Raw genomic sequence first — 15,062 nt, 5'->3', positions numbered from 1 at the left:
TCGGGGGTGGGTTCACTGGGTGGCGCGGCCGGCCAGCCGCTCGACGCCGCGCAGCAGGGCGGAGTGGTCGAGCCCGCCGTCGCCGTAGGCGCGGGCCGAGGCGACCAGTTGGGCGACGAGAGCGCCGACCGGCAGGGGCGCCGCCACGGCCCGTGCCGCGTCGACGACGATGCCCATGTCCTTGTGGTGCAGGTCGATACGGAAGCCGGGCTTGAAGTCGCGGTCGAGCACCGCCTGCCGCTTGCGGGCCAGCACGGTGGAGCCGGCCAGGCCGCCGCCCAGGACCTCCAGCGCCGCCTTCAGGTCCACGTCGGCGTTCTCCAGGAAGACCACGGCCTCGGCCAGCGCCTCCAGATGGATGGCGACCATGAGCTGGTTGGCGGCCTTGACCGTCTGCCCGGCCCCGTGCGGGCCGACGTGCACGATGGTGGTGCCCAGTGCCTCGAACACCGGCCCGGCAGCGGCGAAGTCGTCCGGGTCGCCGCCGACCATGATGGACAGCACCCCCTCGATGGCGCCCGCCTCGCCGCCGGACACCGGGGCGTCGAGCGTACGCAGGCCCTTGTCCCGCGCGGCGGCGTCCACCTCCAACGAGGTCTGCGGGGTGATGCTGCTCATGTCGATCAGCAGGGTGCCCGGCCTGGCGTGTTCCAGGACGCCGCCCTCGCCGAGGACGACCTCCTTCACCTGCGGGTCGGCCGGGACCATGGTGATCACGACCTCGGCCTCGCGCACCGCCTCGGCGATGCTGTCGGCGCCCCGGCCACCGGCCGCGGTCAAGGTGTCCACGGCCGCGCGGCCGCGGTTGTAGCCGGTGACGGTGTGTCCGGCCTTCACCAGGTTGGCGGCCATCGGGCCGCCCATGATGCCCAGGCCGATGAAGGCGATGTTCCGGGAAGTGGCGCTCATCGTGGGTTCCTTCGTGTCGTGCGTGTCGTGCGTGTCGTTCGGTGTCGTTCGCTTCGTCCGGGTCGTCGTGGTGGTCCGCACCAGCGGGTCCCGGTCAGGCGTCGCGGTCGCTGCCGCGCCGCTCGAAGGGGAGCCACCCGAAGCTGTCCGCGCTCGGGCCCTCGGGCTTGTACTCCAGGCCCACCCAGCCCGCGTAGCCCGTGTCCTGGAGGCGCAGCAGCAGCCCGTCGAGGTCCAGCCGCCCGGTGCCGGGCGCGCCCCGCCCGGGTGCGTCGGCGATCTGGACATGGCCGATGCGGTCGGCGTGGGTGGCGATCACCCCGGCCACGTCGTCGCCGTTGACGGCCAGGTGGTAGAGGTCGGCCAGCAGACGGAGGTTGCGGCTGCCGGACTCGGCCGTCACCCGGTCGATGACGGCGATCGCGTCCGCCGCGGTGAGCAGCGGGTACGCCGGGGCGCCGCTGACCGGCTCCAGCAGGATCGTGCCGCCCACGCGCTCGGCGGCCTTGGCGGCCAGCGCCAGGTTCTCCACCGCCAGGTCGTCCTGCTCCGCCGGGGCGGTGCCGTCGACCCGGTTGCCGTACAGCGCGTTGAACGAACGGCATCCCAGTTGCTCGCCGATCGCCACGGTGACGTCGATGTTGTCGCGGAACTCCGCGGCCCGGCTGGGCCAGGACACCAGACCGCGGTCGCCCCCGGGCATGTCCCCGGCGAAGAAGTTCAGGCCGGTCAGGCGGACCCCGGCGGACCGCACCGCCCGTACGAAGGCGTCGACCTCCGTGTCCGTCGGCACGGCCGTCGGATAGGGCCACCAGAACTCGACCGCGTCGAACCCCGCGGACTTCGCGGCGGCCGGGCGCTCGAGCAGCGGCAACTCGGTGAAGAGCATCGACAGATTGACCGTGTGGGGAAGTCGGTTGTTCATCAGTTCTCCCGGCCGAGGGTCTTCAGGTACGGACGCCAGCCACCGAAGTCGCTGATGTCCCGGTGAACGCCCTTCTCCAGCTCGCCGCGGCGAAGAACCATCGAGAAGGACGAGGAGCCGTCCTGGAGCCGGATGATCCCGAACTCCAGCTCCGGCGGCTCGGTGGGCAGCAGGTGGTCGCGCAGCACCTCGTCGGGGACGTCGTAGACCTCGCCTTCCACCGTGGTGCCGACAGCGGGGTCGGGCAGCAGCCCGGGGCAGACGTCCCGGATCGAGAACAAGCGATAGCCGGGGGCGGTGCGGGTCCGGGCCACGAGGGGGGCTCCGCGCAGATGGTGATGGAAGGGGCCGCCCTCCATCGCCTGGCCGTTGAGGAACATGCGTGCCATGGGGTCTCCGTTCTCGAGGGGGGAGAACTTCTGCGATGTGGATAGTATTTTCTGCAATACGGAATAACAACCCCCGCTCGCCACTCGGTCCGGGCGCCATCGCCCCACGCCCCGCACTTCGGTGGCAGACTCATCGGCGCGGGTGGCGACGTCCGGACGGACGGGTGGCACGGGGACGTGCGAAGCCTTGACAGGCCCTCGTGGCGGACCTATACATCTGCCAATCGAAAAATAAATTCCGCATGGCGAAAAGCACTTCGGCCCCGTCTCATCCACCACCGTGGCCTTGGTCAGGGGCCTCGGTCGGCAGTAGGCGATCCGCCGAGGTGCCGCCTCTTCCACGCCATGCGCGGCGTCCCAACGGCCCCGTCCCCACCGCCTCGCGTGGGACGTGCCACCCACCCCAGACGGCGTCGCCCCACCAGCGGAGTACGGCCCGTCCCAGGAGGTTCTCGACGTGAAACCCATCCATCTGCTCGGCGTGATCCCGTTCCTCGGGATCCTCGGGGGAATCTTCATCGCGAACCGGGTGACGCCCTACGTCCTCGGTATGCCGTTCAACCTCTTCTGGCTGGTCATGTGGGTCGTGCTGATCTCCGCGACCATGGCCGTCATCTACCACCTGGACCCGGCGAACCGGGAGGAGCACAGCTCATGATCGCCCTCGCCGTCATCTTCGCCTTCCTGCTCGCCGCCCTGGGCCTGGGACTGCGCGCCCGCCGTGGCAGGTCCATGGATCTCGAACAGTGGTCGGTGGGCGGCCGCGGCTTCGGGACGGTCTTCGTCTTCCTGCTGCTGGCCGGCGAGATCTACACGACCTTCACCTTCCTGGGCGCCTCGGGATGGGCCTACGGCAAGGGCGCGCCCGCGTACTACATCCTCTGTTACGCCTCACTGGCCTACGTCCTGTCGTACTGGCTGCTCCCGGCCGTGTGGCGCTACGCCAAGCAGCACCGGCTGATCTCGCAGTCCGACTTCTTCGTCGCCAAATTCGACAGCCCGCTGCTCGGCGCGCTGGTGGCCCTCGTCGGAGTCGTCGCGATGGTGCCCTATCTCGTCCTACAGCTCAAAGGGCTGGGGATCATCGTGTCCGTCGCCTCCGACGGCCGCGTCTCCTCCCACTGGGCCATCGTGATCGGCACAGTGGCGCTGACCCTCTATGTGACGATCTCGGGCATCCACGGCTCGGCCTGGACGTCGGTGCTCAAGGACGTCGCCATCCTCGCGGTCGTCCTCATCCTGGGCATCTACCTGCCGCTGCACTACTACGGCGGCGTCGGGGAGATGTTCCACGCGGTGGACAAGGCCCACCCCCAGCTTCTCACCCTGCCCTCCAGCGGCATGAGCGCCTCGTGGTTCGCCTCCACCGTGCTGCTCTCGGCGGTCGGCTTCTATATGTGGCCGCACACGTTCAGCGCCTCCTACAGCGCCCAGAACGAACGCGTCTTCCGCCGCAACGCCATCTTCATGCCGCTCTACCAGCTCATCCTGCTCTTCGTCTTCTTCGCCGGCTTCACCGCGATCCTGGTCGTGCCCGGCCTCAAGGGCGCCGACGCGGATCTGTCCCTGCTGCGCATCACCACCGCCACCTTTCCGTCCTGGTTCGTCGGCATCGTGGGCGGCGCCGGGCTGCTCACCGCGCTGGTCCCCGGATCCCTGCTGCTCATGACCTCCGCGACCTGCCTGTCGAAGAACGTCTACCGCCTCGCCCGGCCCGACACCAGCGAGCAGCACATCGGCCGCCTGGCCCAGTGGCTCGTCCCCGCCCTCGCCCTGATCTCCCTCTACTTCACCTTCAACGGCGGCAGCTCGATCGTCTCGCTGCTGCTCATGGGTTACGCGCTGGTCACCCAGCTCTTCCCGGCACTGCTGGCGAGCCTCGCGGCACGGCAGTTCGTCACCAAACAGGGAGCGGCGGCGGGCATCGTCGTCGGCGTCACCACGGTCGCCGTCGTCACCCTCTCCGATGTCACGGTGGGCAGCCTCCTGCCGGGGCTCCCGCAGGCGGTGAAGGACCTCAACGTCGGCATCATCGCCCTCGTCCTCAACACCGTGGTCATGGTGGCCGTCTCCGCCGTCACCCGCACCGAGAGCCCCGCCCCCGCCACCACCGCCGCCCTGCGCCCCGAACCCGAAGCCACGGCCGGCACCGGCTGACCCGCCCCCCCCTTGGGCCGGAACCTCATACGGAGGCCCCGGCCCAGGGCCGCACTCGCTACTCGGCGGCGTCTTCCCGTAGTCGTTACGCCGGGTCGATGCGGGAGACGCTGCCACCTATGGCGAGCACATACAGCTCGCCACTGCCGCCCTGCACGAACGAGACGACCTCGCCGCCGCCCACTCCGAGGTCGTTCACGCCGGTCACCTTGCCGTTCTCCATGACCAGAGAGCGGACGGTGCCGTCGCAGTAGTCGCTGAACACATACTGGCCCTTGAGGTCCGGGATCGCGTTGCCTCGGTAGACATAGCCGCCGGTCACCGAGCAGCCCAGATTGGTGCGGTCGTACTCATGGACCGGCGGCACGTGGTTCGCGGGTTCCGTGCCGCCACGGAACGGATGGGTGCCCTCCATCTGGGACCAGCCGTAGTTCTCGCCACCCTTGCTGTTCGCCGGGGCCCAGTCGATCTCCTCCCAGTCGTTCTGGCCGACGTCACCGATCAGCAGGTCGCCGGTGCCCGCGTCGAAGGAGAACCGCCACGGGTTGCGCAGCCCGTACGCCCAGATCTCGTCCCTGGCGTTCGGGTCGTCCACGAACGGGTTGTCCGGCGGGATCGCGTACGGGTCGCCGCCGCTCGGGTCGATCCGCAGAAGCTTGCCGAGCAGTGTGTCGAGGTTCTGCCCGTTGCCGTGCGGATCGCCACCCGCGCCCCCGTCGCCCAATGCGATGTAGAGGTAGCCGTCGGGGCCGAACTTGATGTCGCCGCCGTTGTGGTTCGAGTACGGCTGCGTCTGAGTGAGGACGGTGCGCCGGGTCTCCGGCTGGATCTTGCCGTCCCGCATGGCGAACTCGTCCACCGTGCTGGTGCCTTCGAGGTTTGTGAACGAGATGTAGAAGTGCGCGAATCCCTTGTCGAACGCGATACCCAGCAGGCCGCGTTCACCGTCGGTGGTGGTCTCGTCGGAGATGTCGAGGACGGGTTCGCCCAACCCCTGATCATCCAGAACCCTTACGGTGCCCGGCCGTTCGGCGATCCAGACCGTGCTTCCGGGCCCGGCGGCGCCGGCGGTCGGATTCTGCGCCGTGGCCACGTTCTTGAGCGCGACCTTCGCCACCGCCTGCCGCGGTGCGGCGGGCTCCTCGGCGGACGCCGTGGTCAAGGCGAGGGAAGCGACGAGGCAGATGGTGCCGATGATCGCCGAATTTCTGGTGCGAACTTTCACCGTGATCCTCCTAGAGGCGGTGAATCGGGAGGTCACCCGGCTGCTTGGGCAGGTTCAGGGGGTGTCGCCCGCGCCAGCACGCAACCTGGGTGGGGGGATGGTGTGCTACTGGCTCTGGATGAGAATACTGGGGCGGACAGGCTTGGTATAGACCAAGATTTTGACTTTCTGGCTCGTCGAGTGTGCTGCGGTACGACCGCAGGACAACCTGCCCGGATCGTCTCGCGCGATCGCGCGTATGACACTCTGGCCGCATGAGCATGAGGTGGAACGGTGACGCGTACCAGTCGCGGTTCGACCGCATCGCCGCCGAAGGAGGGGACATCCACGGCGAAGCCGCGCTGGTCCGCTCCTTTCGGCCCGCCACGGTTCTCGACGCGGGTTGTGGCACCGGCCGGGTGGCCATCGAGCTGGCCCGGCACGGGATCGAGGTGGTGGGTGTGGACACCGACGCGTCGATGCTCGCCACCGCCCGGCGGCTGGCGCCGGAGATCCGCTGGTACCAGCGGGATCTGGTCGACCTCGATCTGAGGTTGTCGTTCGATGTCGTGGTGCTGGCGGGCAATGTCCCGCTGTTCACCCCGCCGGGAACGGAACCGGCCCTGGTGGCCGGGGCGGCGGCGCATGTGCGTCCGGGCGGCCGTCTCGTCGCGGGTTTCGCCCTGGACCGCGGTTACCCGCTGGACTACTACGACGCGCACTGCCGTGCGGCGGGGCTCACCCTCGAAGCCAGGTACGCGACATGGTCCCGCGATCCCTACACCGACGGGACGTATGCCGTTTCCGTGCATGTCAAGCCCTGAATGCCCGCTGCCGGGCCGGAGGGGAACCGGGAGTTCCTACGGCGTGGGAGTCATACCGTGTCGTAGGGCGGCGGCGATGCGCACGGCGGCTTCCCGTCCCTCGGCGATCGCGTGCGCGACACGTCGCGGAACCACGGCGTCGCCGACCGTCAGTACCAGGGGGTTGGCGCAGTCCGGGGTGGCGCGTGGGCGGCGTTCCCCCACGACGACGACCTGGTCCGCGGGCACGGTGGTGATCCGTCCGGAGGTGTGGTGGGCGAGGGCGACACCCTCGGGGCCGATGCCGGTTGCCGTGCACAGCGGCATGATGTCCAGTTCGCAAGCGCCCGACAGCCGTTGCAGCAGTTGGACGCGGCTCTCGGGCGGGATGGCTCCGGCGAAGGCCGTTCCCGGGGTGACGAAGGTGATGCGGGGAACTCCGGCGGCCACGGCCAGTTCCACGACATCGCACCCCGGCCACCAGCCGAATCCATCGTCGGCCACCAGCACATGGTCGGCACCGGCCAAGGACGGAACTCCCCGCGCCAGCGCGGCCGACGACACCATGGCCCCCGCTTCGGCCAGCGGTGAGGTCTCCGCCGCGCCCGTGGCCAGCACCACGGCGTCGAATGCGGCGAGTTCACCGCCCGGCTCCACGCTCCGCCTCAGACGTACATCGACGCCCTCGGCGGACAGCATCCGTTCGTAGAAGCCGAGCAGGGCGGCCCAACCGGCGCGGTGCGGCGCCTGAGCGGCCGTGGACAGTTGGCCGCCAAGCCGGTCGGCGGCCTCGAAGAGGACGACATCCGCCACCCCGGCGCGGGCGAGACTCAGGCCGCACTCCAGGCCCGCGGGCCCGCCCCCGACGACGGCCACGCGCCGTCCGGTGACGCGTGCCGGGTCCCATGCGCGCACCAGGGGTGCGGCGGGCCGGCGCGGTTCGCCGGGCGGCGCGAGGTCCGGGTTGACCACGCACAGCAGTACCGGGTCGAACGTCCGGCAGTCCTCGTTGCAGGCCACGCAGGGCCGCACCTCCGCCTCGCGTCCCGTGAGCACCTTGCGCGGCAGGTCCGGGTCGGCGATGAGGGCGCGCGCCATCCCCACCAGGTCGGCTCCGGCCGCCAGGGCGTCACCGATCGCGGCCGCGGTGCGGAAGGCGTGGGACGCCACCAGCGGCCGGGTGATGAGCGACCGCAGTCGCGCCAGGTCGTCCAGCACCGGCGGGCGCTCGGTGGCCATGTCACGGACGTATGTGGTGCGTACGCCGACGGTGACGTTCACGTAGTCGGCCAACCGATCGACGGCGGGAAGCAGTTCGGCCAGTTCGTCCGGGCGCGGTGCCACATCCTCCGACGCGTCGACGCTGAACCGGACGCCCAGCAGCGCGGTGGTGGACAGCCCGCGAATCGCGGCGATCACCCGTTCCAGCACCTCGAGCCCGTCACGGCGCGGGTTCGTACGCGGCGAGAGGAACTGCTCCAGCAGGTAGCCATGGGCGGCGTGGAGTTCGATCCCGTCGAACCCGGCCTCCAGGGCGTGGGCGGACGATACCCGGAACGCCTCCACCACCTCGTCGATCTCGCCGCCGAGCAGAGCGCGCGGCGCTGTCGGCTCTCGGGGAGACCGTACGGCCGAGGGAGCGGCCGGTGCGTAGTACGACTGGGCGCCGAGCGTCTCCCGGCCCAGATGGACAAGCTGGCAGACGGCGACCGCGCCTTCGGCGTGTATGGCGCTGACCCGCGCTCGCAGCGGCTCGACCGCCTCGGGGCGGTGGAGCTGAAGGATGTTTCCCTGCCGGGGCGCGGACTCCGCCGCCACCGTCGTACCGCCGCAGATCAGCAGCGCCGCGCCACCGGCCGCCAGACGGCCCCAGTACTCGGCGTCGCCGCTGAGCGGTATCCCGTCCCGTACGAAACCGCTGGCGTGGGCGGTGGCGACCAGCCGGTTGCGCAGGGTCAGCGAACCGATGGTCAGCGGTGCGGCGGCGGGTGGAAGGTGTGATGTGACCACGGCGCCTCACTCGCATTGTTGAACCTAATCGAATTCAAAGTTAGATGTGATGTCGGGTGTCGTCAATCACGAGTGCGGAGTACATGAAAGAGTTGTTGACGATCCGACGTAGCGCATCTAACGTTCAAACTGAAGTTGATTCAGTCGGTCGCCGACCGGTCGGGCGGGGTGCGGGTGCGGGGTCGCTCGGGCTGCTCGTGTGCTCCTCCTCACACCGTCCTCGCCTCCGGTGATTTACTAGGACGTCCTACTATCTCTTCAGTCAGTGCCCTGACCTGTCTGGGAAGGCCCTCATGAGCGATCTGCACCGTCCTGCGCATCCCGTCCGCCTGGTCACCGCTTCGGCGCTGTTCGACGGGCATGACGCGTCGATCAACATCATGCGACGGATCTTCCAGTCCCAGGGCGCGGAGGTGATCCACCTCGGTCACAACCGGTCGGTGCGGGAGGTCGTGGACGCGGCGCTGGAGGAGGACGCACACGGTGTCGCGGTCTCGTCCTACCAGGGCGGTCATGTGGAGTACTTCGAGTACCTGGTGGAGTCGCTGCGCGCCCAGGGAGCCGAGCACGTCCGCGTGGTGGGCGGTGGCGGCGGCGTCATCGTGCCCGAGGAGATCGGCCGGCTGCGCGACAGCGGAGTGACCATCTTCTCCCCGGAGGACGGGCAGCGGATGGGCCTCGCCGGGATGGTCAACTCGGTGATAAAGGACTGCGACTTCGACCTCTGGGACGGCAGGCCGGCCGACACCGCCGCCGTACTCGCCGGTGACCGGTTCGCGATCGCCCGCGCGATCACCGGCGCCGAACTCGGCAAGCTGCCCCCGGACTTCCTGGACCAGCTCCGTACCGCCGCGGCGGCACGGGTCACACCGGTGCTCGGCATCACCGGAACCGGCGGCTCGGGCAAATCCTCGCTCACCGACGAGCTGGTGCGCCGGTTCCGCGTCGACCAGCAGGACAAGCTGCGGATCGCGGTGATCGCGGTCGACCCGACCCGCCGCCGCGGTGGCGGTGCGCTGCTCGGTGACCGGATCCGGATGAACTCCCTGGACGGGAACCGGGTGTTCTTCCGGAGCCTGGCCACGCGGAACAGCCGTGAGCTGCCGGAGCACCTGGCGGACGTGATCGACGTGGTGAAGGCCGCCGGGTTCGACCTGGTGATCGTGGAGACGCCGGGCATCGGCCAGGGCGACGCGGCGATCGTGCCGTTCGTCGACACCTCGATGTATGTGATGACACCCGAGTTCGGCGCCGCCTCGCAGCTCGAGAAGATCGACATGCTCGACTTCGCCGACGTCGTGGCGATCAACAAGTTCGAGCGGCGCGGCGCCAAGGACGCGCTGCGCGACGTGGGCCGCCAACTGGTGCGCAACCGCGAGGCGTTCGGCATGCGGCCCGAGGACATGCCGGTGTACGGCTCATCGGCGGCCACGTTCAACGACGACGGCGTCACCGCGCTGTACCAGCACCTGAAGGGCACCCTGGCCGAGAAGGGGCTGCCGCTGACCGAGGGCAGGCTGGCGCCCGTCGATGTGCGTCACTCCTCCGGCATCCGGCAGGTGGTTCCCGCCGAGCGGGTGCGCTACCTCGCCGAGATCGGCGCGCTGGTCCGCGGCTACCACGCCGAGACCGACCGGCTGGCCGAGTCGGCCCGGCGGGTGCAGCGCCTGGAGGCGGTCGAGGGCGAACTCGTCCAGGTCGGCTCCGACGCCGGGAATGTGCGGTCGCTGCTCGAGGACGCCCGCCGGCAACTCCCGCACGAGGTCACGGAACAGCTCGGCAACTGGCCGGCCGTCGTGGCCTCCTACTCCGGCGACGAGCAGATCGTGAAGATACGGGACCGGGAGATCCGCACCACGCTCACCCGCGAGTCCCTGTCCGGCAACAAGATCCCCCGGGTCGCCCTGCCCCGCTTCACCGACCACGGGGAACTGGTGCGGTTCTGGCGCCGGGAGAACCTGCCCGGCCACTTCCCGTTCACCGCCGGGGTGTTCCCCTTCAAGCGCGACGGCGAGGACCCGGCGCGGATGTTCGCGGGCGAGGGCGACCCGTTCCGCACCAACCGGCGCTTCAAGCTGCTGTCCGAGGGCCAGCCGGCCACCCGGCTGTCCACCGCCTTCGACTCCGTCACCCTCTACGGCCGTGACCCGGACGAACGCCCGGACAACTACGGCAAGGTCGGCACCTCCGGAGTGTCGGTGGCGACCCTGGAGGACATGAAGACGCTCTTCGACGGCTTCGACCTGGTGGCGCAGACCACCTCGGTCTCCATGACGATCAACGGACCGGCCCCGGCCATCCTGGCGTTCTTCCTCAACACCACGATCGACCAGCAGATCGAGAGGTTCCGTACCGCCGAGGGCCGCGACCCGTCGCCCGAGGAGACGGCCGAACTGCGCGCTCATGCGCTGGGCAGCGTGCGCGGCACCGTGCAGGCCGACATCCTCAAGGAGGACCAGGGCCAGAACACCTGCCTGTTCTCCACCGAGTTCTCCCTGCGGATGATGGCGGACATCCAGGAGTGGTTCATCGCCAACAAGGTCCGCAACTTCTACTCGGTGTCCATCTCCGGCTATCACATCGCCGAAGCCGGTGCGAATCCCATCAGCCAGCTCGCCTTCACCCTGGCCAACGGCTTCACCTATGTCGAGGCGTACCTCGCCCGGGGCATGCACATCGACGACTTCTCCCCGAACCTGTCGTTCTTCTTCTCCAACGGCATGGACCCCGAGTACTCCGTCCTCGGCCGGGTCGCGCGCCGCATCTGGGCCGTGGCGATGAAGGAGAAGTACGGCGCGAACGAGCGCAGTCAGAAGCTGAAGTACCACGTCCAGACCTCCGGCCGCTCGCTGCACGCCCAGGAGATGGACTTCAACGACATCCGCACCACCCTTCAAGCACTCATCGCGATCTACGACAACTGCAACAGCCTGCACACCAACGCCTACGACGAGGCGGTCACCACCCCCACCGAGGACTCGGTCCGCCGGGCCCTCGCCATCCAGCTCATCATCAACCGCGAGTGGGGGCTGGCGATGAACGAGAACCCCCTCCAGGGGTCCTTCATCATCGACGAGCTGACCGACCTGGTGGAGGAGGCCGTCCTCGAGGAGTTCGAGCGGATCAGCGAGCGCGGCGGCGTGCTCGGCGCGATGGAGACCGGCTACCAGCGCGGCCGTATCCAGGACGAGTCGATGCTGTACGAGCAGCGCAAGCACGACGGCACCCTGCCGATCATCGGCGTCAACACCTTCCGCAACCCGCACGCGGACACCGCCGAGCCCGACGCCATCGAACTGGCCCGCGCCACCGAGGAGGAGAAGCAGTCCCAGTTGGCGCGGGTGCGGGACTTCCAGGGCCGCCACCACGAGACGGCCCACGCCGCGCTGGACGCCCTCAAGGACGCGGCGGTGAGCGACCGCAACGTCTTCGCCGTCCTCATGGACGCCGCCCGGGTCTGCTCGTTGCAGCAGATCACCGACGCGTTCTTCGAGGTCGGCGGCCAGTACCGCCGCAACGTCTGACCGGCCCGGCATAGCCCCATCGGCACCCCCGGCACACCCCCCAACTCATCGGAGAGAACCTCAGATGGATCCCGTCACCCGTCTCGGCGTTGTCGGCTGCGGCCTCATGGGCTCCGGCGTCGCCGAAGTCGCCGCCCGCCACGGCATCGATGTCCGTGTCGCCGAAGCCACCCCGGACGCCGCCGAGGCGGGCCGCCGTCGTCTGACCGCCTCCCTCGACCGGGGCGTACGGCGTGGCAAGCTCGGCGAGGAGCAGCGCGACCAGGCCCTCGCCCGGCTTTCCTTCACCCACGACCTCGGTGACCTGTCCGACCGCCAGTTCGTCATCGAGGCCGTCGCCGAGAACCGTGACATCAAGACCGACGTCCTGCGCGCCCTGGACAAGGTCGTGGCAGACCCGGCGGCGATCCTGGCCACCAACACCTCCTCGATTCCCATCGTCGACCTGGCGGTGGCCACGGAACGGCCCGCCCAGGTCATCGGCATGCACTTCTTCAACCCCGTGCCCGTGCAACAGCTCGTCGAGGTCATCCCCGCTCTCACCAGCAGCCAGGAGACCGTGCGGCGCACCCACGACATCGCCGAGCAGCTCGGCAAGCAGGCCATCCAGGCACCCGACCGCTCCGGTTTCGTCGTCAACGCCCTCCTGGTGCCCTACCTGCTCAGCGCGGTGCGCATGGTGGAATCGGGCTCCGCGCGCCCGGACGACATCGACCAGGGCATGGAACTCGGCTGCGCCCACCCCATGGGGCCGCTCCGCCTGCTCGACCTCATCGGCCTGGAGACCATCCAGGCGGTGGCCGAGTCGATGTACGAGGAGTTCAAGGAGCCCCTGTACGCACCGCCCGCCCTGCTGCGCCGCATGGTCGCGGCAGGCCACCTCGGCCGTAAGAGCGGTCGTGGCTTCTACACCTACGACGGCTGAGTGCGACCCCGTGGCGCTGAGTAGCCGCGTCCCCCCGATGCGATTGACTGGGGCCCGCAACGACGGAACGACGCGGACTTCATGGGGGCCACGCGGTGAAAAGCAACGACACTCCACTCATACCGGACGCGGTGTGGCTGGAGCAGCGGCTGGGCGAAGGCTCGCTCTGGCGGCCGGACGAGGCCGGTCTGCCGGTTGAGCTGACCGACGCCCAGTCGAGGGAGTTCCTGCTCACGGTCGGTTTTCCCGCCGTCCGTCTCGACGTCGTACGGATCGACACACGGCACCTGCGGGACGAGGGTGGGCTGGAACCGTTCGACGCCGACGAGATCTACGGAAACCGCTACCCCGACGACGACTCCCCGCCCAAGAACTTCTGCTTCACCGTGGCCACGCGGTATGACCAGCACCTGATGCTCGAAGCGGCGGACGGTGGCATCACCCACTACGACCCCAACGGGTGGGACCACGCAGACGGGTGGCAGGGACCGGCCGCCGATTCCCTGCCCCGGCTGGCCGTACTCCTCGGGCTGATCGCCGAATCGGGCAGGGCCCTGGAATCGGCCGACGAGGCGGTGCGGGCGGCCGCCGTCACCGATCTGCGGGAGCGCATGATCGACCTGGACTCGGATGTGGACGAATCCGGGTTCTGGGGCGAGATCTTCGAGGATCTGGGATAGGGCCTTTCTGACGGATCTCCGCGGCGTCGCACGGAGATCCGCCAGAAGGACCCCAGGAGCGGGTCCGGTCGGTCAGGCGGTCGGCTCGGACCTGGCACCGGCGGTGCGTCCCGTGCCCGTGGGGTTGCCGCTGTGCCGCATGCTGTGGAGGCTGAGGCCGAAGGGGCCATCAGCCGGTCGAGGACGGTCCGGCCCGCTGCCTCGGCCCGGCCCGACACCAGGATGGAGTACGCCCTGTGATCCCCACCGATCTCTACCCCGCCGACCGTCTGGAGCGCGCCCGGGAGGCCGCCGCCGGTGCGGGCCTGGACGCGCTGCTGATCAGCCCCGGCGCCGACCTGCGCTATCTGACGGGTTACCACGCCCTGCCCCTGGAGCGGCTCACCTGCCTCGTACTCCCCGTGGACGCCGAACCCTTCCTTCTCGTACCGGAGTTGGAACGACCCGCCGCGCTCGCCTCCCCGGCCGGGAACCTCGGCATCGAGATCACCGGCTGGGCCGAGACCGAGGACCCATATGCCCTCATCGCGGCCCGGCTTCCCACCGGGATGGCCCGGGTCGGCGTCGACAACCACATGTGGGCCGAGAAGACGATCGCCTTCCGCACCGTGCTGCCCGATACCGACCAGGCACTCGCCGGAGAGGTGCTCGGCCAACTGCGGATCCGCAAGACCCAGGCCGAGATCGAGGCGCTGCGCCGGGCGGGGGCGGCCATCGACCGGGTGCACGCCCGCATGGGCGAGTGGCTGCGCGCCGGACGCACCGAACGCGAGGTCGGCCGGGACATCGCGGAAGCCATCACGGCCGAAGGCCATGTACGGACCGACTTCGTCATCGTCGGCTCCGGACCCCACGGCGCCAGTCCCCACCATGAGCTGTCGGACCGGGTGATCCTGCCCGGCGACCCCGTGGTGGTCGACATCGGCGGGACCACCGAAGACGGCTACTGCTCCGACTCCACCCGCGACTACGTCGTCGGCGAGCCGCCGGCGGAGTACCGACGGCTGTACGAGGTGCTGCTGACCGCCCAGCGCGCCCAGACGGACGCGGTGCGGCCCGGTATCACCGCCGAGCAACTGGACGCGATCGGCCGGGACATCATCACGGACGCGGGCTTCGGGCCGAACTTCATCCACCGCACCGGCCACGGCATCGGGCTGGAAACCCACGAGGACCCCTACATCGTGGCGGGCTCCACCCTCCCCCTGGAGCCCGGCATGGCCTTCTCCGTCGAGCCGGGCATCTATCTTCCCGACCGGTTCGGAGCCCGCATCGAGGACATCGTCATCTGCACCGACGACGGCGGTGAACGGCTCAACCGCACCAGCCGTGAGCTGGTCGTACTGCCGTGACCGTCCGGTACGGTCTTCAGCCGCTGCCACGCCGTATGCCCGTGCGGCCGATCCGGTCCGCGCGAGCGGCGCCGCACGGGTATGCCTTCTCGACGGCCTTGCCGTCAGGTGCGGGTCAGTCGTAGCCGCGCTGGGCGGCGTTGCGCTGCTGTCGGCCGCCGGCCGCGCAGTTTCCGCGGTGGAC

Annotated in this window: 12 protein-coding genes; 7 read left to right on the top strand and 5 right to left on the bottom strand. The window is 69.6% G+C overall.

What is annotated here, in order from left to right; all coding sequences use genetic code 11:
- Window positions 1–12: 12 nt before the first annotated feature.
- The 3 genes from ACK1X7_RS09370 to ACK1X7_RS09360 form a co-directional block, all read right to left on the bottom strand.
- Window positions 13–909 carry a 2-hydroxy-3-oxopropionate reductase gene (locus ACK1X7_RS09370; RefSeq protein WP_382950555.1) on the bottom strand — a complete coding sequence of 299 codons (897 nt, stop codon included), beginning with the start codon at window positions 907–909 and terminating at the stop codon, window positions 13–15.
- Between the two features lie 94 nt (window positions 910–1,003).
- Window positions 1,004–1,834: a hydroxypyruvate isomerase family protein gene (locus ACK1X7_RS09365; RefSeq protein WP_390792525.1), complete on the bottom strand. Its 831-nt coding sequence runs from the start codon at window positions 1,832–1,834 to the stop codon at window positions 1,004–1,006.
- Window positions 1,834–2,223 (bottom strand): allophanate hydrolase-related protein, encoded by a 390-nt coding sequence (locus ACK1X7_RS09360; protein ID WP_385150974.1) that lies wholly within the window; start codon window positions 2,221–2,223, stop codon window positions 1,834–1,836. The genes ACK1X7_RS09365 and ACK1X7_RS09360 overlap by 1 nt, the downstream gene beginning before the upstream one ends.
- A 457-nt stretch (window positions 2,224–2,680) precedes the next feature.
- On the opposite strand from ACK1X7_RS09360, the gene ACK1X7_RS09355 reads away from it, so the two are divergent.
- Both ACK1X7_RS09355 and ACK1X7_RS09350 read left to right on the top strand, forming a co-directional pair.
- On the top strand, window positions 2,681–2,881 hold the full coding sequence (locus tag ACK1X7_RS09355; protein WP_216340496.1) for a DUF3311 domain-containing protein: 201 nt from the start codon (window positions 2,681–2,683) through the stop codon (window positions 2,879–2,881).
- Window positions 2,878–4,380, top strand: a complete 1,503-nt coding sequence (locus tag ACK1X7_RS09350; protein WP_385150971.1) for a sodium:solute symporter family protein — start codon at window positions 2,878–2,880, stop codon at window positions 4,378–4,380. The genes ACK1X7_RS09355 and ACK1X7_RS09350 overlap by 4 nt, the downstream gene beginning before the upstream one ends.
- Window positions 4,381–4,465: 85 nt before the next feature.
- Here ACK1X7_RS09350 and ACK1X7_RS09345 read toward each other — a convergent pair whose 3' ends face one another.
- Complete coding sequence (locus ACK1X7_RS09345; protein ID WP_413114938.1) at window positions 4,466–5,605, bottom strand: PQQ-dependent sugar dehydrogenase; 1,140 nt, start codon at window positions 5,603–5,605, stop codon at window positions 4,466–4,468.
- Window positions 5,606–5,865: 260 nt separating this feature from the next.
- Between ACK1X7_RS09345 and ACK1X7_RS09340 the strand changes: the two genes are divergently transcribed.
- On the top strand, window positions 5,866–6,408 hold the full coding sequence (locus tag ACK1X7_RS09340; RefSeq protein ID WP_385150998.1) for a class I SAM-dependent DNA methyltransferase: 543 nt from the start codon (window positions 5,866–5,868) through the stop codon (window positions 6,406–6,408).
- Window positions 6,409–6,444: 36 nt separating this feature from the next.
- Here ACK1X7_RS09340 and ACK1X7_RS09335 read toward each other — a convergent pair whose 3' ends face one another.
- The gene (locus tag ACK1X7_RS09335) at window positions 6,445–8,397 is read right to left on the bottom strand and encodes an FAD-dependent oxidoreductase (protein ID WP_413114937.1); all 1,953 of its coding nucleotides are present in this window, start codon (window positions 8,395–8,397) and stop codon (window positions 6,445–6,447) included.
- 293 nt (window positions 8,398–8,690) lie between these two features.
- Between ACK1X7_RS09335 and icmF the strand changes: the two genes are divergently transcribed.
- The 4 genes from icmF (at window position 8,691) to ACK1X7_RS09315 (ending at window position 14,878) form a co-directional block, all read left to right on the top strand.
- A complete protein-coding gene (gene icmF, locus ACK1X7_RS09330; RefSeq protein ID WP_413114936.1) occupies window positions 8,691–11,921 on the top strand; it encodes a fused isobutyryl-CoA mutase/GTPase IcmF in 3,231 nt (1,076 codons plus the stop codon).
- A 64-nt stretch (window positions 11,922–11,985) separates the two neighbouring features.
- The gene (locus ACK1X7_RS09325; protein WP_385158037.1) at window positions 11,986–12,846 is read left to right on the top strand and encodes a 3-hydroxybutyryl-CoA dehydrogenase; all 861 of its coding nucleotides are present in this window, start codon (window positions 11,986–11,988) and stop codon (window positions 12,844–12,846) included.
- 95 nt (window positions 12,847–12,941) lie between these two features.
- Window positions 12,942–13,526, top strand: coding sequence for a hypothetical protein (locus ACK1X7_RS09320; protein WP_390792529.1), 585 nt, complete (start codon window positions 12,942–12,944; stop codon window positions 13,524–13,526).
- A 236-nt stretch (window positions 13,527–13,762) separates the two neighbouring features.
- Window positions 13,763–14,878 carry a M24 family metallopeptidase gene (locus ACK1X7_RS09315; RefSeq protein ID WP_385158033.1) on the top strand — a complete coding sequence of 372 codons (1,116 nt, stop codon included), beginning with the start codon at window positions 13,763–13,765 and terminating at the stop codon, window positions 14,876–14,878.
- Window positions 14,879–15,062: the final 184 nt, after the last annotated feature.

Origin of the sequence: Streptomyces sp. CY-1 (assembly GCF_047218265.1) — a bacterium.
Lineage (GTDB): Bacteria > Actinomycetota > Actinomycetes > Streptomycetales > Streptomycetaceae > Streptomyces > Streptomyces niphimycinicus.
This window is presented reverse-complemented; position numbering and strand designations above follow the sequence as displayed.